This is a genomic window from Brenneria alni (assembly GCF_003666245.1).
GTDB classification, from domain to species: domain Bacteria; phylum Pseudomonadota; class Gammaproteobacteria; order Enterobacterales; family Enterobacteriaceae; genus Brenneria; species Brenneria alni.
In genome coordinates this window covers 79,437-96,658 of sequence record NZ_MJLZ01000005.1, presented here as the reverse complement: position 1 = coordinate 96,658, position 17,222 = coordinate 79,437, and the positions used below count along the sequence as shown (strand labels likewise).

The window sequence follows — 17,222 nt, the reverse complement described above, 5'->3', positions numbered from 1 at the left end:
TACATGTATACAAAAATAATCGGAACGGGCAGCTTTCTGCCTGAAAAAATCAGGACGAACGCTGACTTAGAGAAGATGGTGGATACGTCTGACGAATGGATCGTCACGCGTACCGGGATCTGTGAGCGCCGTATTGCGGCGCCAGATGAAAATGTGGCCACGATGGGCTACCATGCCGCGCAAAAAGCGCTGGAAATGGCGGGCATTGATAAATCACGTGTTGGTTTACTGATCGTTGCGACTACATCCTCAAATTATGCTTTTCCAAGCGCAGCCTGCCAGATTCAGCAGTTGCTTGAGATTAAAGATACCATCGCATTTGATCTGGCTGCGGCCTGCGCGGGTTTTACCTATGCCCTTAGCGTTGCCGATCAATTCATCAAAAATGGTGCGGTGGATTATGCTTTGGTTATCGGTTCTGATACCTTGTCCCGCACGTTGGACCCTGAAGACCGCGGTACGCTGATCCTGTTCGGTGATGGCGCGGGGGCCGTTTTATTGTCGGCTTCAGCGCAGCCGGGGATACTGTCTACGCATCTTCATGCGGATGGGCGCTATGGTGATTTGTTGACGCTGCCGCATCAGGATCGCAATAACCTGGAAAAACCTGCCTATCTGACTATGGCGGGTAATGAAGTGTTTAAAGTTGCCGTAACCGAACTGGCTCATATTGTTGAGGAAACGTTGCAGGCGTCTCAATTGGACAAAAGTGAATTAGACTGGCTGGTGCCTCATCAGGCTAATTTGCGCATTATCAGCGCCACAGCAAGAAAATTAGGCATGGGGATGGATAAAGTTGTTGTGACGCTGGATCGTCATGGCAACACATCGGCGGCTTCAGTTCCTTCAGCGCTGGATGAAGCGGTGCGTGACGGGCGGATTAAACCAGGGCATCTGGTATTGCTTGAAGCCTTCGGCGGCGGTTTTACCTGGGGTTCTGCGCTGGTTCGTTTTTGATTAAACAGGATTTTTGAAATGACGCAATTTGCAATGGTATTCCCAGGCCAGGGATCTCAAACCGTTGGTATGTTGGCTGAACTGGCGGCAGAATATCCGGTGGTTACTGAAACGTTTGCTCAGGCTTCCGCCGCTTTAGATTATGACTTATGGCAGCTTACCCAGCAGGGGCCGGTTGAAGAACTGAATAAAACCTGGCAAACCCAGCCTGCGCTGTTGACGGCATCTGTTGCTATCTGGCGTGTTTGGCAACAACAGGGTGGAAAAACGCCTGCGCTGATGTCCGGTCATAGTCTGGGCGAGTATTCTGCTCTGGTTTGTGCGGGTGTTCTTGATTTCCAGCAGGCTGTGCGTCTGGTTGAATTGCGTGGCAAACTTATGCAGGATGCCGTACCGGAAGGTACTGGCGCGATGTATGCGATCATCGGTTTGGATAATGACGCCATCGCCAAAGCCTGTGAAGCGTCCGCACAAGGGCAGGTTGTTTCTCCGGTTAACTTTAATTCCCCTGGGCAGGTGGTTATTGCCGGGAACAAGGAGGCGGTAGAACGTGCTGGTGCGGCCTGTAAAGCGGCGGGAGCTAAACGGGCGTTGCCCTTGCCTGTCAGTGTGCCTTCACATTGCGCGTTGATGGAACCGGCGGCGAAGAAACTGGCGGTTGCGCTTGAGTCCGTAGATTTCAATGCGCCGGAAATTTCAGTGGTAAATAACGTCGATGCACGGATTGAAACCTCACCAGCCGCTATCCGTAGTGCGCTGGTGCGTCAGCTTCACTGTCCGGTGCGTTGGACTGAATGCATCGAATTTATCGCCTCTCAGGGGGCTGAGTCGCTATTGGAAGTTGGACCGGGTAAAGTTCTTACCGGTTTAACTAAACGAATTGTTGATACCTTGACAGCTGCCGCGGTGAACGATCCTGTTTCTCTGTCAGTAGCGCTTGAAAAATAGGAATGGAGAAGACAATGAGTTTTGAAGGGAAAATTGCGCTGGTTACCGGAGCAAGCCGCGGCATAGGCCGTGCTATTGCTGAAACATTCGTTGCCCGCGGGGCAAAAGTCATTGGTACTGCAACCAGTCAGAAGGGCGCTGAAGCGATCAGCGCGTGGCTGGGTGAGAACGGTAAAGGTTATATGCTGAACGTCGCGGATGTGGCTTCAGTGGATAAAGCATTAGCAGAGATTCGCACTGAGTTTGGCGAAATTGATATTTTAATCAATAATGCCGGTATTACCCGCGATAACCTGTTGATGCGGATGAAAGAAGATGAATGGCAGGATATTCTGGATACCAATTTGACATCAGTATTCCGTCTGTCCAAAGCTGTAATGCGCGCTATGATGAAAAAACGCTTTGGCCGTATCATTACCATTGGATCCGTGGTTGGAACGATGGGTAATGCCGGGCAGGCAAACTACGCGGCGGCAAAGGCTGGTCTGATTGGTTTCAGCAAGTCTCTTGCGCGTGAAGTGGCTTCCCGTGGTATTACGGTTAACGTTGTTGCTCCAGGGTTTATTGAAACTGATATGACTCAGGCGTTGACAGAAGAACAGCGAGCAGGCATTTTGAGCCAGGTTCCAGCTAACCGGCTTGGTGATGCTAAGGAAATCGCCAGTGCTGTTGCATTTTTAGCCTCTGATGAGGCGGGTTACATCACTGGCGAAACATTGCATGTCAATGGCGGCATGTATATGATCTAAAAAGCACGGAAACTATTTGCGTTATTTGCGGTGATAACCGCAAAATAGCACAAAATCGTGGTTCGACCAGCCGGGATTTTGTTGCATCTTTTTCAACATTTTATACACTACGAAAACCATCGCGAAAGCGAGTTTTGATAGGAAATTTAAGAGTATGAGCACTATCGAAGAACGCGTTAAGAAAATCATCGTTGAACAGCTTGGTGTTAAGCAGGAAGAAGTCGTAAACAATGCTTCTTTCGTTGACGACCTCGGCGCTGATTCTCTTGACACTGTTGAGCTGGTAATGGCGCTGGAAGAAGAATTTGATACTGAAATTCCAGATGAAGAAGCTGAAAAAATCACAACTGTTCAGGCAGCCATTGATTTCATTCAAGCTAACCAGCAGTAAGCGAACATATCTAGGCGGTCATTCGACCGCCTAAGTTTTTTTGTCCCGCAGTGTCATATTTTTCCCTCCATGGAGGACCAGCGTGTCTAAGCGTCGAGTAGTTGTGACCGGACTGGGCATGTTATCTCCTGTCGGCAATACAGTTGAGTCTACCTGGAGTGCTCTTCTTGCCGGTCAGAGTGGTATCAGCCCGATCAGCCATTTCGATACTAGTGCCTACGCAACGCGTTTTGCTGGCTTAGTAAAGGATTTTAATTGTGAGGAATTCATTTCGCGTAAAGAAGCTCGCAAAATGGATGTCTTTATTCAATATGGAATCGCAGCGGGCATTCAGGCCATGCAGGATTCTGGTCTTGAAGTAACGGAAGAAAATGCACCGCGTTTTGGTGCGGCGATTGGTTCCGGCATTGGTGGTCTGGGTCTTATTGAAGAGAACCACAATTCACTAGTGAAGGGTGGCCCGCGTAAAATCAGCCCGTTTTTCGTGCCGTCAACTATTGTTAACATGGTTGCCGGGCATCTCACCATCATGTACGGGTTGCGTGGGCCGAGTATTTCTATCGCCACAGCCTGTACTTCTGGTGTGCATAACATTGGCCATGCTGCGCGTATCATTGCTTATAATGATGCAGACGTCATGATCGCCGGAGGCGCAGAAAAAGCCAGTACGCCGTTGGGCGTGGGTGGTTTTGGCGCGGCTCGTGCGTTATCAACTCGGAATGACAATCCGCAGGCAGCAAGCCGTCCGTGGGATAAAGATCGTGATGGTTTCGTGCTGGGTGATGGCGCGGGTATGGTGGTGCTGGAAGAGTACGAACATGCGAAAAAACGCGGCGCCAGGATTTACGCGGAAATTGTCGGGTTTGGTATGAGTAGCGATGCCTATCATATGACCTCGCCGCCTGAAAACGGCGCCGGAGCTGCATTGGCGATGGAAAACACCTTGCGCGACGCCGGGATTTCGACTTCTCAAATCGGTTATATCAATGCGCATGGTACGTCTACCCCTATGGGTGATAAAGCTGAGACTCAGGCGGTTAAGTCGGTGTTTGGCGCAGATGCCAGCCAGGTATTAGTCAGCTCGACAAAATCGATGACCGGGCACTTATTGGGTGCCGCAGGGGCGATTGAGTCTATTTTCAGCATTCTTGCGCTGCGCGATCAGGCTGTTCCCCCTACGATCAATCTGGATAACCCGGATGAAGGTTGCGATCTGGATTTCGTGCCTCATGAAGCACGTCAGGTTCGCAATATGGAGTATACGTTATGTAACTCCTTCGGTTTCGGTGGGACTAACGGTTCTCTGTTATTCCGTAAGGTTTGATCATCAATGCCTTGTGAAAAAACCCGGTTTCCGGGTTTTTTTTTGTGACGAGCCATCCGTGGACGTCCCCCTTACGGGCCGCCGCTGACGCGGCGTCAAAAACTTCTCCCGGCGTTTTTTACCTGTATAAAATCAGAGTGGGTGACTTGTCTGGCGCTCCTGTTTGCTGGCAAGCTGACAACTCTTAGCCGAATGGAAGATATACATGCTCTGGATAAATGGTCAGTTGCAGAAACAATTAGCGGTATCGGATCGCGGCACCCAGTTTGGCGATGGATGTTTTACCACGGCCAGAGTATGTGATGGAAAGATCGTGTGGCTTGACAGACATCTGACCCGATTGCAGCAGGCCGCAGCACGTTTGATGCTGCCTGACATCGACTGGCCGTTGTTGACGATTGAAATGAACCAGGCCGCACAAGGCTGCCGCAAGGGTGTGGTTAAAGTTATTCTTACCCGCGGTCAGGGTGGGAGAGGGTACGGCATTCAGGGATGCGATCGGCCAACTCGTATTGTTATGCAAGCAGACTACCCTGCTCACTATGCTCACTGGCGTGAACAGGGCATTCGTCTGCATCTAAGCCCGGTGGCGCTGGCAAAAAATGCCCTTTTGGCGGGGATAAAGCATCTGAACCGTCTGGAGCAGGTATTAATCCGTATACATCTTGAACAGACATCCGCCGATGAGGCTTTGGTGCTTGACACCTCTGGAGCGCTGGTGGAATGCTGTGCGGCTAATTTATTCTGGCGTAAGGAGAACCAGGTTTATACGCCGGATTTATCCTACGCTGGCGTTGATGGCGTTGCCAGGCAACATATTATCTCGTTGCTGACTAGGTCTGATTTTCAACTGCATATCGTTGCCGAGCCTGTAGACACTCTGGCTGATGCGGATGAGGTGATTATTTGTAACGCATTAATGCCGATTATTCCCGTAAACCAGGCGCAATCCTGGTGTTATCGCTCCAGAGATCTGTATCAGTTTCTGAGTCCTAACTGTTAGCCGTTGGTTGATTTATGAAGAGAAAGAAGATTGGTATTCTGATAGTGGCTTTATTGCTGTTAGCTTTGTTGTTCCTGTGGCAGAAAGTTCAGCGTTTTGCCAATTCGTCGCTCGCTATCCAACAGGAAACTATTTTTACTCTTCCAGCAGGCACCGGGCGTGATGGATTAGAAACGTTATTACTGGATCAGCATGTCATTACCGACGGAACCTTTTTTCCCTGGTTGCTGCGGGTTGAACCAGAACTGGCAAATTTTAAGGCGGGAACATACCGCTTTACGACGGCAATGACGGTGCGTGAGATGCTGGCACTGTTATCCAGCGGGAAAGAGGCGCAGTTCGCCATTCGCTTTGTTGAAGGTTCCCGGCTGAAGGAATGGCTCGAAACGTTGCGCCGGTCATCCTATATTAAACATACGCTGACGGATAAAAGTGTGCAGGATATTGCCGAACAGCTTGGGATGACGGATAAACCCAATCCGGAAGGATGGTTCTATCCCGATACCTATCTGTACACCGCCAATACTACCGATAGCGCTATACTGCACCGTGCGTATCAGCGGATGAAGCAAACGGTGGATGATGTATGGAAAGGGCGTGAGGAAGGGTTGCCGTATAAAACGCCGGATGAACTGTTAATCATGGCATCGATCATTGAGAAAGAGACGGCGATCGCCGAAGAGCGTACTCAGGTTGCGTCTGTTTTCATTAATCGCTTGCGTGTTGGTATGCGTTTGCAAACCGATCCAACGGTTATTTATGGTATGGGGGATGAGTATGCGGGCGTTATTACCCGTAAAGCGCTGGACACGCCGACGCCATACAATACCTATGTTATTGTCGGCTTACCGCCAACGCCGATAGCGATGCCGGGAAAAGCCTCATTGGATGCGGCCGCGCACCCGGCTAAAACGTCATACCTTTACTTTGTGGCGGATGGCAAAGGCGGGCATAGTTTTACCACCAACCTTGCAGAACATAATCGGGCTGTAAGGCTATACCGCTCAGTATTAAAGGAACGGGATGAACAACAGTAAATTTATCGTCTTGGAAGGCTTGGAGGGCGCCGGGAAGACCAGCGCCAGAAACATTGTGGTTGAGACGCTACGTGCGCATGGTGTTCATAACGTGATATTTACGCGTGAACCCGGCGGTACGCCGTTGGCTGAAAAACTGCGTGAGTTGATCAAGCAGGGCATGGCTGATGAAAGAGTGACGGATAAAGCTGAAATCCTGATGTTGTATGCTGCTCGTGTCCAACTGGTTGAAAATGTGATTAAGCCAGCTCTGGCTCAGGGAAGCTGGGTGGTTGGCGATCGTCATGATCTCTCCTCGCAGGCGTATCAAGGCGGAGGGCGCGGGATCGATCAGCAATTGCTGTTGTCATTACGCGATACTGTGCTGGGGGATTTTCGCCCTGATCTGACGCTCTATCTCGATTTACCACCCGCTGTCGGATTACAACGCGCCCGCCAGCGCGGAGAGCTGGACCGCATCGAGCAGGAGTCATTCGCTTTTTTTGAGCGAGCCCGTGCCCGCTATCAGTCTCTGGCCGCAGAAGACAGCAGTATCGTGACGATTGACGCCGATCAGCCGATAGAAAAAGTCAGCACCGACATTCAGGCGGCGTTGCAGCAATGGTTGCAATGCCAGGGGTTGCACCCGCAGGCGTTGGCACAGGATCGAACCTGATGGACTGGTATCCGTGGCTTAATGCGCCTTATCGTCAGATGATTAGCCAATATCAGGCGGGGAGAGGGCATCACGCCATATTGCTACATGCGTTGCCCGGCATGGGGGATGACTCGCTGGTTTATGCGCTGAGTCGCTGGCTGATGTGTCAGCACCCTGATGGGATAAAAAGTTGCGGGAAGTGTCATTCCTGCCATTTGATGATGGCGGGGACGCATCCTGACTGGTATGTGCTGAACCCGGAAAAAGGCAAGCAGAGTTTGGGCGTTGATCCCGTGCGTGGAGTGCTGGATAAGCTGTATCAGCATTCCCGACAGGGAGGGGCTAAAGTTATATGGTTGCCGTCGGCGGAGCAACTAACTGAAGCGGCGGCCAATGCGTTGCTTAAAACGCTGGAGGAGCCTCCGCAGAGCACCTATTTTTTGTTTTGCTGCCGTAACCCGGCCTGCTTGTTAGCAACGCTGCGTAGCCGCTGCCTGTATCATTATCTGGAAGTGCCGGATGAAACGCAGAGCGTATTGTGGCTGAATTCACGCCATAAGAATGATGATCAGGCGTTGTGTACCGCATTAAGGCTACAGGCGGGGGCTCCGTTGGCGGCGGAGAAACTGTTGCAGCCGGAACGATGGAAGCAGAGAACCGTTTTATGTCAGATGTTTTCTGCGGCTCTCTCCTCTCACGATCTGCTTTCTTTAATCCCGCAACTTAACCATGATGATGCTGATGAACGTATCCACTGGCTGGCATCATTGCTGCTGGATGCAATGAAATGGCAACAGGGAGCGGGAGATTATCTGGTGAATCAGGATCAGGTCTCGCTGGTTGAATGTTTGGCTGATGAATTTAACAATCCTCAGTTACAGTACGAACTGCATCAGTGGCTGGTTTGCCGACAAACGTTACTGACAGTAACCGCTGTGAACCGTGAGTTACTATTGACGGAACGGTTGCTTGATGGTGAACAAAGCCTGTCTATGCCTGTCCCGCGGCGTTTTCATCCCTTTTCGTCTTAATTAATTTCGAGTAAATATCATGTTGTTAGTTGATTCACACTGTCATCTTGATGGGCTGGATTATCAGTCAATACATAAAGATGTTTCTGATGTATTGGATAAAGCCAAAAGCCGTGACGTCGGTTTTATTCTGGCTGTCGCTACCACGCTGCCCGGATTCCGAGCCATGACCGAACTGATTGGCTGCAGGGATAATGTTGCTTTCTCCTGTGGTGTTCATCCGCTAAATCAGGGTGAGCCCTATGATTACGCCGAGTTGCGTCAACTGGCTGCGGCCAGCCAGGTGGTGGCGATGGGGGAAACAGGGCTGGATTATCACTATCAGGCAGAGACAAAAGTACAGCAGCAGTCCTCTTTTCGTGAACATATCCGTATTGGCAACGATCTGAATAAGCCAGTGATTGTCCACACACGGAGTGCGCGAGAAGATACGCTGGCTATTCTGAAAGAAGAGCGGGCAGAGAAGTGTGGCGGCGTGCTGCATTGCTTTACCGAAGATTTAGCCACGGCAAAGTCACTGTTGGATATGGGGTTCTATATTTCATTTTCCGGCATTGTCACATTTCGTAATGCGGAAGAATTACGTGATGTGGCCCGTTATGTGCCGCTGGACCGTATGCTGGTTGAGACGGATTCCCCCTGGCTGGCGCCTGTTCCTTTTCGGGGGCAGGAAAACCAGCCTGCCTACGTCCGGGATGTGGCCGAGTATTTATCGGTACTGAAAGGCATAACGCTGGAAAATTTGGCTGCTTCCACGACAGATAATTTCTCCCGATTGTTCCACATCGATCCGGCACGGTTGACCACTGCGTCATAGTGGTTGAGAATAGCCGAGTTTTTTTTGGGCTGTGTAATTAATGGCGAAGAATATACAACCTGGTTTGGTTTTTCCTCACCGGGAATGGGTATTTTTTAGTGATATATCACCAATAAGCTGAATTTATGCTCAGTTTCGACTGTTTGGCTCATTGAAACGTGATAGCAGTCAAACATTGATCGCGCTATTTATTTTACTCTGCGTAAAAATTATAAGGGTGCTAAGACATCCTCAACTGTAAAGGGTTTTCTCCCCACCTTTGCGCACATGAAATATCAGAAGTAAAAGCACTATTACTCAGGAGCACACTCAATTATGTTCAAAAATGCATTCGCAAACCTGCAAAAAGTAGGTAAGTCGCTGATGCTGCCGGTATCCGTACTGCCTATTGCAGGTATTCTGCTGGGCGTCGGGGCGGCAAATTTTAGCTGGTTACCCGAGGTTGTTTCCCATGTCATGGCGGAAGCCGGTGGATCTGTTTTTGCCAATATGCCGTTGATTTTCGCCATCGGCGTGGCTTTGGGTTTTACCAATAACGATGGTGTATCTGCACTGGCCGCTGTTGTAGCTTATGGCATTATGGTGAAAACCATGGCGGTGGTTGCTCCACTGGTTCTGCATTTGCCGGCAGCGGAGATTGAAGCGCAGCACCTTGCGGATACCGGTGTATTAGGCGGTATTATAGCGGGTTCAGTAGCGGCTTATATGTTTAACCGCTTTTATCGTATCCAGCTTCCAGAATACCTCGGCTTCTTCGCTGGCAAACGCTTTGTGCCGATCATTTCCGGGCTGGTTGCAATTATCCTGGGGATTGTTCTGTCATTTATCTGGCCACCGGTCGGGCGGGCGATTCAGGCGTTCTCTCAATGGGGAGCTTATCAAAATCCGGTGTTGGCATTCGGTCTGTATGGTCTGGTTGAACGTTCTCTGGTGCCTTTTGGTCTTCACCATATCTGGAACGTTCCTTTCCAGATGCAAATTGGTGAGTTCACCAATGCTGCCGGTCAGGTGTTCCACGGTGATATTCCCCGTTATATGGCCGGTGACCCGACTGCGGGTAAATTGTCTGGTGGCTTTCTGTTCAAAATGTACGGCCTGCCTGCGGCGGCTATCGCCATCTGGCACTCCGCTAAACCAGAAAATCGCGCCAAAGTGGGCGGTATCATGATTTCGGCGGCACTGACCTCTTTCCTTACCGGGATTACCGAACCTATTGAGTTCTCCTTCCTGTTTGTGGCGCCGATCCTGTATGTCATTCATGCGATTCTCGCTGGTCTGGCGTTCCCGATCTGTATCCTGCTGGATATGCGTGATGGCACCAGTTTCTCTCATGGTTTGATTGACTTCATCGTACTGAGTGGAAACGGCAGCAATCTATGGCTGTTCCCGATCGTGGGTCTGGGTTATGCGGTGATTTACTATACTGTGTTCCGCGTTTTGATTACCAAGCTGAACCTGAAAACCCCTGGGCGTGAAGATTCTTCCACTGAACAGGTTACTCAGGGAAGTTCTGAGATGGCTGCCGCGCTGGTTAACGCATTTGGCGGTAAAGAAAACATCACCAATCTGGATGCGTGCATCACCCGTCTGCGTGTCAGCGTGGGTGACGTATCAAAAGTCGATCAGGCTGGTTTGAAACAGTTGGGCGCTGCTGGTGTGGTTGTCGCCGGTTCCGGTGTTCAGGCAATTTTTGGTACTAAGTCTGATAACCTGAAAACCGATATGGACGACTATATCCGTAATCACTGATCGGTACGCTTTCCCTAATAAAGAACTTTGTCAATGATCTGAGGGGCGGAAGCCCCTTTTTTTATAGCAGATTTTCCTACCCCGGCACCTTACGTGCCGCTGCAAGCGATGTTGCAAAATGCGCCCGGCTTTTTTATACGTACAATAAGCGAGTATCATTCAGTAATGGTTGAAAGAAACGGAATATGTCACTCATACTGCATACACGACTTTGATCCGCGCTTGTTTTAAAAGGAAATCAATCATGGCTGAAGAAACCATTTTTAGTAAAATTATCCGCCGGGAAATTCCTGCCGACATCGTTTACCAGGATGAACTGGTAACAGCCTTTCGAGATATTACGCCACGTACGCCAATACATATTCTGATCGTACCTAACATATTGATTCCTACTGTTAATGATACGACCTCTGAGCATGAAGCCGCTCTGGGGCGGATGATTACGGTTGCCGGGAAAATTGCCCAACAGGAAGGTATTGCTGACGATGGCTATCGACTGATTATCAATTGTAACCGGCATGGCGGGCAGGAAGTTTATCATATCCACATGCACTTGCTTGGCGGCCACGTATTAGGGCCTTTGGGCTTTCAGGCATAATCTGATGAATCAATATCTGTCCGTGTTGTTGATCACGTTTGTGCTGGCCGGATGCAGCGCACCCACGGTGCTTACCATCAATCAGCGGCAAACCCTGGTGCTGGATGCGCCGCTGCTGTCTGCAGGTATTACGGCTGGTAATCCTTCACTGGATACACTAAACGATAAAAAACGCGCGTCCTCTGTTATCAGTAACAATACGAGACAGCCTGTCAGCGTACATTATCGTTTCTATTGGTATGACGGCAGTGGACTGGATGTATTACCTTATGAAGAAGCACAAACCATTGTGATCCCACCTCAGACGGACGTCAGCGTTTTTTCAACGCGCGGCAATCCTGATGCGCGTCAGGTTCGCCTTCATCTATTTTTATAATGGTGTGTTGAGAGAGGAAACATGAAAAAGTATCTATGGGTGGTGCTGGCAGCGTTGGTGCTGACAGGGTGTCCAAGTCGACCGCCAGAACCTACTGAACCGCCTGTGACGATTGAACCGGTAGAACCCCAGGTTCCGGCAACGCCAACGCCACCGCCGGGGGAACAGGTTCCACCGCCGCCTAAAATTCTAACGCTGAATTGGGATGCCACCATTAATCCGTTGGTTGCTCAAATGTTGAAAGCCGAAGGGGTAACGCCGGGCAGTATCCTGTTGCTGGATAGCGTAAAAAATAATACCAATGGGGCATTGCCGACGGCGAAGGCCAATAGTGCACTGTACAACGCGCTGTCGGCCAGTCGGGCTTTTACGTTGGTGCCGCGTGAACAGATGGCTGCGGCTAAACAAACGCTGGGACTGTCGGTTGACGACAGCCTGGGTTCGCGCAGCAAGGCAATTGGGTTAGCCCGCTATGTCAGCGCACAGTATGTACTGTACAGCGATGTAAGCGGCGATGTGAAATCACCGGTACTGGATATGCAGTTGATGTTGGTTCAGACCGGGGAAATTGTGTGGTCGGGTAATGGTGCGGTACAACATTAAACAACAGCTTACCGACATTATCAGTAAGCACTTTCCGGCGGCAGAGTCCGCCGGTTTTCATTTTTCCCTTATTAGCGGATTAAGTAGTGAAAGCTGGCGGATCAGCGCACCGGGATTCGACGCCCTGGCGCGACCGCAGTCCGCGGCTGGGCGTCTGGCGGGCACCGATCGTCAGCGGGAGTTTCGTCTGTTACGGCAGATGGCTGGGCTGGGGCCACGTCCGTTACTGTGGGACAGCGGCTGGTTGATTGTCGAGTGGGTGTCGGGACGTGTGGCAACGGCGGCGGAGTTTTCTGACGCGTTGAGTGACGGCGAACTGGCCCGTTGTCTTGCCCATCTTCATCAACGACCATGCAGCGGTTACCCGTTGGCGTTGAAGCCGTTGTTTGCCCGTTATTGGCAACAGATGGACAACCGTCGTCGTTCGCCATCATTGTTACGGCTCCATCAGCACTTTCAACGTCAGAGGTTACCCAAAATACTGGCCTATGCGCCGCTGCATCTGGATGTTCATGCGGAAAACCTGCTGCTGACAGATGAAAAGATGATGCTTATTGATTGGGAATACGCGGCGGATGGCGATATTGCGCTGGAGATGGCGTTTATTATTCGCGCCAATAAGCTGGATACTGAAATGCAGTTACGCTTGTTACAAACTTATCAGCAGCAGCGTCCGGGCTTTTCCGTCGCAGGCCTGCAACAGCATGTGACGCAGTGGCTGCCGTGGGTCGATTATCTGGTGTTGATGTGGTACGAAATACGCTGGCAGCAGACAAAACAGGACAGATTTCTACAAGCGCTGGCGCCGCTGCGTCAGCAGTTGGGTGTAGGGGAATGAGGGTATTTGCGTTAGTACAGAGTCAGGAAAACGTATCAATAACATTAAGTAACGAATGAGGTTTGCGTGGGCCCGGTAATGTTAGATGTTGCCAGCTATGAGCTGGATGCAGAAGATCGAGAAGTGTTAGCCCACCCGCTGGTCGGCGGGGTCATTTTATTCACCCGGAATTTTCATGATACGCAACAGTTGCGCGAACTGGTGCGCCAGATGCGAGCAGCATCAGGCGAGCGTTTGGTTGTGGCGGTCGATCAGGAAGGCGGGCGAGTTCAGCGTTTCCGTGAAGGGTTTACCCGCTTGCCGGCTGCACAGGCGTTTGCCGCGTTGAATGCCGAACCTGAAGCATGCCGTTTGGCGCAAGAGGCTGGTTGGGTGATGGCGGCGGAAATGATCTCGATGGATATTGATATCAGTTTTGCCCCGGTGTTGGATATTGGCCACCAAAGTGCCGCGATAGGCGAGCGATCATTCCACGCACAGCCTGAGAAAGCATTAATGATAGCCCAACATTTCATTACCGGAATGCACAGCGCCGGAATGAAAGCGACAGGTAAACATTTCCCCGGTCATGGCGCGGTCAGCGCAGACTCACATAAAGAGACGCCGCACGATCCCCGGTCGCTGGATGAAATCCGCGCCCATGATATGCTGATATTCAGAGAATTGATTCAGCAACAGCAGTTGGATGCGGTTATGCCCGCCCATGTGATCTATACCGAAGTCGATCCCCGTCCGGCCAGTGGGTCGCCGTTCTGGCTAAAGCAGATACTGCGGCAGGAATTGGGCTTCAATGGCATCATCTTTTCAGATGATCTGTCTATGGAAGGCGCGGCGGTGATGGGCGGCTATCCAGAGCGGGCGCAGGCATCGCTGGATGCGGGGTGTGACATGATTCTGGTTTGTAATCACCGGGACGGCGCGGTAAGCGTTTTGGATAACCTGTCCCCGGTCAAAGCGGAACAATTGACCAGCTTATATCATCAGGGTTCATTCTCCCGTCGGCAGTTGTTGGATTCGCCACGTTGGAAGCAGGCTAATCAGGCGCTTACGACGCTCAGTGAGCGCTGGCAAGGGCAGAAAGACAGCGGGAAATAGGTTCTCCGGTACACCGTATGCGATACGGTGTATCAAAAACAGGGGTGAGGATACAGATGATTATCTACTTACATGGTTTTGATTCGACCAGTCCCGGTAACCATGAGAAAGTGTTGCAGCTTGAATTCATCGATGATGACGTCCGGTTATTGAGCTACAGCACCCTCCATCCGCGTCATGATATGCAACACCTATTGAAGCAGGTAGATAAAATAATTCAGCAGGTTGATGACGAACGTCCGCTGATATGTGGTGTCGGGCTTGGCGGTTTCTGGGCTGAACGGATAGGTTTTCTGTGTGGGGTACGACAGGTGATTTTCAATCCCAACCTTTACCCGCAGGAAAATATGGTCGGTAAAATCGATCGCCCTGAAGAATATTTGGATATTGCAACCAAATGCGTCGACAATTTTCGTGAGAAAAATCGTGATCGGTGCCTGGTTGTGTTATCCCGCGAGGATGAAATGCTCGATAGTCAGCGCAGTGCGCAGGCGTTGGCTAACTATTATGAAATTGTCTGGGATGATATCCAGACGCATAAATTCAAAAATATCTCTCCCCACCTGCAACGCATAAAAGCATTTAAAACGCTGGGCTAAACGTCAATCTGCTATTTTCTGCTTTTTCAGTGACGTTGTCACGTAACTGCCCAGTCAAAAACCCGCTAACTAACTCAGATATAAATGAAATGTCAGACAGTCAAATCGGCAAACTGAAAATAAATTGATATATATCAATTTTGGTATGACCAAATGACCTGACATGCTATTCTTGCCGTAGATATTGAATTTAATTTACGTTAACCATATGTAATTAAAGATATTATTTTTTACTTTTTGGTAACTATTGGGTCACAATTTAGGGGGTCATTTTGACATTGCCAACCAAAAAAATCGTTATTGTCGGCGGGGGAGCCGGTGGACTCGAACTGGCAACCAGTCTGGGTCACACGTTAGGTCGTAAGAAAAAAGCGGAAGTTACGCTGGTGGATCGCAATCACAGTCATCTGTGGAAGCCGTTGCTGCATGAAGTTGCAACCGGATCGCTGGATGACGATATGGATGCATTGAGCTATCTGGCTCATGCCCGTAATCATTATTTCCAGTTTCAACTGGGAATGCTGACGGATATCAACCGTGAGCAGCAGCATATTCAACTGGCTGAAATCTGTGACGAACAGGGTGAACGGTTGGTTGCAGCCCGTAAAATCCCTTATGACATTCTGGTCATTGCATTAGGCAGTACCTCCAATGACTTCGGTACGCCAGGGGTAAAAGATCACTGTATTTTCCTGGATAACCCGAAACAGGCGCGACGTTTCCATAATGAAATGCTGAATCTGTTCCTGAAATTCACGGCCAATACGGATGAAAAAGAGCGGGTAAATATTGCTATTGTGGGCGGTGGTGCCACCGGGGTTGAACTCTCGGCGGAACTGCATAACGCGGTGAAGCAACTGCACAGCTATGGTTTTGACGGCCTGGATAAAGACACGCTGAATGTGACGCTGGTGGAAGCCGGTGAACGTATTTTGCCTGCATTGCCACCGCGCATTTCTGCGGCTGCGCACCAGGAGCTGACGAATATCGGCGTCAGGGTCTTAACGAAAACGATGGTAACCAGCGCTGAACCAGGTGGACTAAATACTAAAGATGGCGAGTTTATTGATGCAGATCTGATGGTGTGGGCCGCCGGAATTAAAGCGCCGGACGCCATGAAAGATATTGCCGGTCTGGAAACCAACCGTATTAATCAGTTAGTCGTTGAGCCTACCTTGCAGACGACGCGCGATGCCAATATTTTTGCCATTGGCGACTGTGCTTCCTGTGCGCAGGAAGGCGGTGGTTTTGTACCGCCGCGTGCGCAGGCTGCTCACCAGATGGCGTCACGTTGCCATAAGAACATATTGGCGTTATTGAGTGGACAGACGCTGAAACCCTATGTGTATAAAGATCATGGTTCACTGGTTTCGCTGTCTAAATTCAGTACGGTTGGCAGCCTGATGGGCAATCTGATGCGTGGCTCCGTGATGGTTGAAGGGCGCATTGCCCGTATTGTCTACATTTCGCTGTACCGTATGCACCAGATTGCACTGCATGGCTATGTGAAAACGGGTCTGATGATGTTGGTTGGCGGTATCAACCGGGTTATTCGTCCTCGTCTTAAATTGCACTGACACTGTGATTTCTCCACCGCCTGTCCCTGCACAGGCGCTTTTATTCCGCACTGCCTATCAGCTCTCCAGCCAGTAGAAAATATCGCTTATTAGCCGTTCCTGTTAAGATAATTCTCAAATGATGATTTTTTGTTATCAGAATGACATATTTGGTTAATTAGTCTTATTGCGAGGGTCATCGACATTGTGCAGACTTTTCACTGTTAATTGGCGACGTAGCACGCACGTCGCACATCGTGAATACCTGGTATTCAGGAGAAGCCATCGGATCCACCCGTTGATGTGAGTCCTGATCAACGCGGTATCGCAGATGGGGAATGCGTGGGAAAACATTCGGGAGGTATCCTGTGAACAAATCAATGTTAGCGGGTGTTGGTATCGGTGTGGCTGCGGCGTTGGGTGTGGCGACTGTGGCGAGCATGGACGTTTTTTCATCTAAACCGCAGTTTGCGCAGGTGCTTACAGCAACACCAATAAAAGAAACGGTTAAAACCCCTCGTCAGGAGTGCCGTAACGTTACTGTCACTAATCGTCGCCCGGTTCAGGATGAACATAAAATCACTGGATCGGTGCTGGGGGCGGTGGCCGGTGGCGTGCTGGGCCACCAGTTCGGCGGTGGACGCGGCAAGGATGTGGCGACGGTCGCCGGTGCTTTAGCGGGGGGGTATGCCGGCAATAAGGTACAAGGCGGTATGCAGGAAAACGATACTTACACCACGACACAGCAGCGTTGTCAGACGGTGTACGACAAGTCGCAGAAAGTATTGGGTTATGACGTCACCTACCAAATTGGCGATCAGCAGGGAAAAATCCGTATGGATCGCGATCCTGGAACACAAATTCCGGTGGATAGAAATGGTCAGTTGATTCTTAATCAACAGAGCTGATTGATA

At 50.3% G+C, this 17,222-nt stretch carries 19 protein-coding genes; all 19 read left to right on the top strand.

The features are described from left to right. The first annotated feature begins 3 nt into the window (after positions 1–3). The 19 genes from BIY29_RS04275 (at position 4) to BIY29_RS04185 (ending at position 17,216) form a co-directional block, all read left to right on the top strand. A complete protein-coding gene (locus BIY29_RS04275) occupies positions 4–957 on the top strand; it encodes a beta-ketoacyl-ACP synthase III (RefSeq protein ID WP_121573911.1) in 954 nt (317 codons plus the stop codon). Positions 958–975: 18 nt separating this feature from the next. After that, complete coding sequence (fabD, locus tag BIY29_RS04270; RefSeq protein ID WP_121573910.1) at positions 976–1,905, top strand: ACP S-malonyltransferase; 930 nt, start codon at positions 976–978, stop codon at positions 1,903–1,905. A gap of 14 nt (positions 1,906–1,919) precedes the next feature. After that, positions 1,920–2,654: a 3-oxoacyl-ACP reductase FabG gene (fabG, locus tag BIY29_RS04265; RefSeq protein WP_121573909.1), complete on the top strand. Its 735-nt coding sequence runs from the start codon at positions 1,920–1,922 to the stop codon at positions 2,652–2,654. 154 nt (positions 2,655–2,808) lie between these two features. Beyond that, entirely contained in the window at positions 2,809–3,045 is a 237-nt protein-coding gene (gene acpP, locus BIY29_RS04260) for an acyl carrier protein (protein ID WP_005970506.1), read from the top strand. A gap of 82 nt (positions 3,046–3,127) precedes the next feature. Beyond that, on the top strand, positions 3,128–4,369 hold the full coding sequence (gene fabF, locus BIY29_RS04255; RefSeq protein WP_121573908.1) for a beta-ketoacyl-ACP synthase II: 1,242 nt from the start codon (positions 3,128–3,130) through the stop codon (positions 4,367–4,369). Positions 4,370–4,574: 205 nt separating this feature from the next. After that, positions 4,575–5,372, top strand: a complete 798-nt coding sequence (gene pabC / locus BIY29_RS04250) for an aminodeoxychorismate lyase (protein ID WP_121573907.1) — start codon at positions 4,575–4,577, stop codon at positions 5,370–5,372. 14 nt (positions 5,373–5,386) lie between these two features. Next, a complete protein-coding gene (mltG, locus tag BIY29_RS04245) occupies positions 5,387–6,409 on the top strand; it encodes an endolytic transglycosylase MltG (protein WP_121573906.1) in 1,023 nt (340 codons plus the stop codon). After that, the gene (tmk, locus tag BIY29_RS04240; RefSeq protein ID WP_121573905.1) at positions 6,396–7,064 is read left to right on the top strand and encodes a dTMP kinase; all 669 of its coding nucleotides are present in this window, start codon (positions 6,396–6,398) and stop codon (positions 7,062–7,064) included. Before mltG ends, tmk begins: the two co-directional genes overlap by 14 nt. Beyond that, positions 7,064–8,077 (top strand): DNA polymerase III subunit delta', encoded by a 1,014-nt coding sequence (gene holB / locus BIY29_RS04235; protein ID WP_121573904.1) that lies wholly within the window; start codon positions 7,064–7,066, stop codon positions 8,075–8,077. The genes tmk and holB overlap by 1 nt, the downstream gene beginning before the upstream one ends. A gap of 19 nt (positions 8,078–8,096) precedes the next feature. Next, positions 8,097–8,894, top strand: a complete 798-nt coding sequence (locus BIY29_RS04230) for a metal-dependent hydrolase (protein WP_121573903.1) — start codon at positions 8,097–8,099, stop codon at positions 8,892–8,894. A gap of 315 nt (positions 8,895–9,209) precedes the next feature. After that, positions 9,210–10,643, top strand: coding sequence for a PTS glucose transporter subunit IIBC (ptsG, locus tag BIY29_RS04225; RefSeq protein ID WP_121573902.1), 1,434 nt, complete (start codon positions 9,210–9,212; stop codon positions 10,641–10,643). 244 nt (positions 10,644–10,887) lie between these two features. Beyond that, positions 10,888–11,241, top strand: coding sequence for a purine nucleoside phosphoramidase (gene hinT / locus BIY29_RS04220; RefSeq protein WP_121573901.1), 354 nt, complete (start codon positions 10,888–10,890; stop codon positions 11,239–11,241). A gap of 4 nt (positions 11,242–11,245) precedes the next feature. Next, positions 11,246–11,617: a YcfL family putative periplasmic lipoprotein gene (locus tag BIY29_RS04215; protein WP_121573900.1), complete on the top strand. Its 372-nt coding sequence runs from the start codon at positions 11,246–11,248 to the stop codon at positions 11,615–11,617. A 21-nt stretch (positions 11,618–11,638) separates the two neighbouring features. After that, positions 11,639–12,220: a penicillin-binding protein activator LpoB gene (gene lpoB, locus BIY29_RS04210; protein ID WP_121573899.1), complete on the top strand. Its 582-nt coding sequence runs from the start codon at positions 11,639–11,641 to the stop codon at positions 12,218–12,220. Then, complete coding sequence (gene thiK, locus BIY29_RS04205) at positions 12,201–13,058, top strand: thiamine kinase (protein WP_121573898.1); 858 nt, start codon at positions 12,201–12,203, stop codon at positions 13,056–13,058. The genes lpoB and thiK overlap by 20 nt, the downstream gene beginning before the upstream one ends. 66 nt (positions 13,059–13,124) lie before the next feature. Beyond that, positions 13,125–14,153, top strand: coding sequence for a beta-N-acetylhexosaminidase (gene nagZ / locus BIY29_RS04200; RefSeq protein ID WP_121573897.1), 1,029 nt, complete (start codon positions 13,125–13,127; stop codon positions 14,151–14,153). Positions 14,154–14,209: 56 nt separating this feature from the next. Beyond that, entirely contained in the window at positions 14,210–14,752 is a 543-nt protein-coding gene (gene ycfP / locus BIY29_RS04195) for an alpha/beta hydrolase YcfP (protein ID WP_121573896.1), read from the top strand. Positions 14,753–15,024: 272 nt separating this feature from the next. Then, positions 15,025–16,329 (top strand): NAD(P)/FAD-dependent oxidoreductase, encoded by a 1,305-nt coding sequence (locus BIY29_RS04190; protein ID WP_121573895.1) that lies wholly within the window; start codon positions 15,025–15,027, stop codon positions 16,327–16,329. Between the two features lie 347 nt (positions 16,330–16,676). Continuing rightward, the gene (locus tag BIY29_RS04185) at positions 16,677–17,216 is read left to right on the top strand and encodes a glycine zipper 2TM domain-containing protein (RefSeq protein ID WP_121573894.1); all 540 of its coding nucleotides are present in this window, start codon (positions 16,677–16,679) and stop codon (positions 17,214–17,216) included. Positions 17,217–17,222 lie beyond the last annotated feature (6 nt).

Excerpts from the sequence above, each read along its gene's own strand:
- BIY29_RS04275 (WP_121573911.1), top strand. The coding sequence starts at position 4 with ATGTATACAAAAATAATCGGAACGGGCAGCTTTCTGCCTGAAAAAATC.
- fabD (WP_121573910.1), top strand. The coding sequence starts at position 976 with ATGACGCAATTTGCAATGGTATTCCCAGGCCAGGGATCTCAAACCGTT.
- fabG (WP_121573909.1), top strand. The coding sequence starts at position 1,920 with ATGAGTTTTGAAGGGAAAATTGCGCTGGTTACCGGAGCAAGCCGCGGC.
- acpP (WP_005970506.1), top strand. The coding sequence starts at position 2,809 with ATGAGCACTATCGAAGAACGCGTTAAGAAAATCATCGTTGAACAGCTT.
- pabC (WP_121573907.1), top strand. The coding sequence starts at position 4,575 with ATGCTCTGGATAAATGGTCAGTTGCAGAAACAATTAGCGGTATCGGAT.
- mltG (WP_121573906.1), top strand. The coding sequence starts at position 5,387 with ATGAAGAGAAAGAAGATTGGTATTCTGATAGTGGCTTTATTGCTGTTA.
- tmk (WP_121573905.1), top strand. The coding sequence starts at position 6,396 with ATGAACAACAGTAAATTTATCGTCTTGGAAGGCTTGGAGGGCGCCGGG.
- holB (WP_121573904.1), top strand. The coding sequence starts at position 7,064 with ATGGACTGGTATCCGTGGCTTAATGCGCCTTATCGTCAGATGATTAGC.
- BIY29_RS04230 (WP_121573903.1), top strand. The coding sequence starts at position 8,097 with ATGTTGTTAGTTGATTCACACTGTCATCTTGATGGGCTGGATTATCAG.
- ptsG (WP_121573902.1), top strand. The coding sequence starts at position 9,210 with ATGTTCAAAAATGCATTCGCAAACCTGCAAAAAGTAGGTAAGTCGCTG.
- hinT (WP_121573901.1), top strand. The coding sequence starts at position 10,888 with ATGGCTGAAGAAACCATTTTTAGTAAAATTATCCGCCGGGAAATTCCT.
- BIY29_RS04215 (WP_121573900.1), top strand. The coding sequence starts at position 11,246 with ATGAATCAATATCTGTCCGTGTTGTTGATCACGTTTGTGCTGGCCGGA.
- lpoB (WP_121573899.1), top strand. The coding sequence starts at position 11,639 with ATGAAAAAGTATCTATGGGTGGTGCTGGCAGCGTTGGTGCTGACAGGG.
- thiK (WP_121573898.1), top strand. The coding sequence starts at position 12,201 with ATGGTGCGGTACAACATTAAACAACAGCTTACCGACATTATCAGTAAG.
- ycfP (WP_121573896.1), top strand. The coding sequence starts at position 14,210 with ATGATTATCTACTTACATGGTTTTGATTCGACCAGTCCCGGTAACCAT.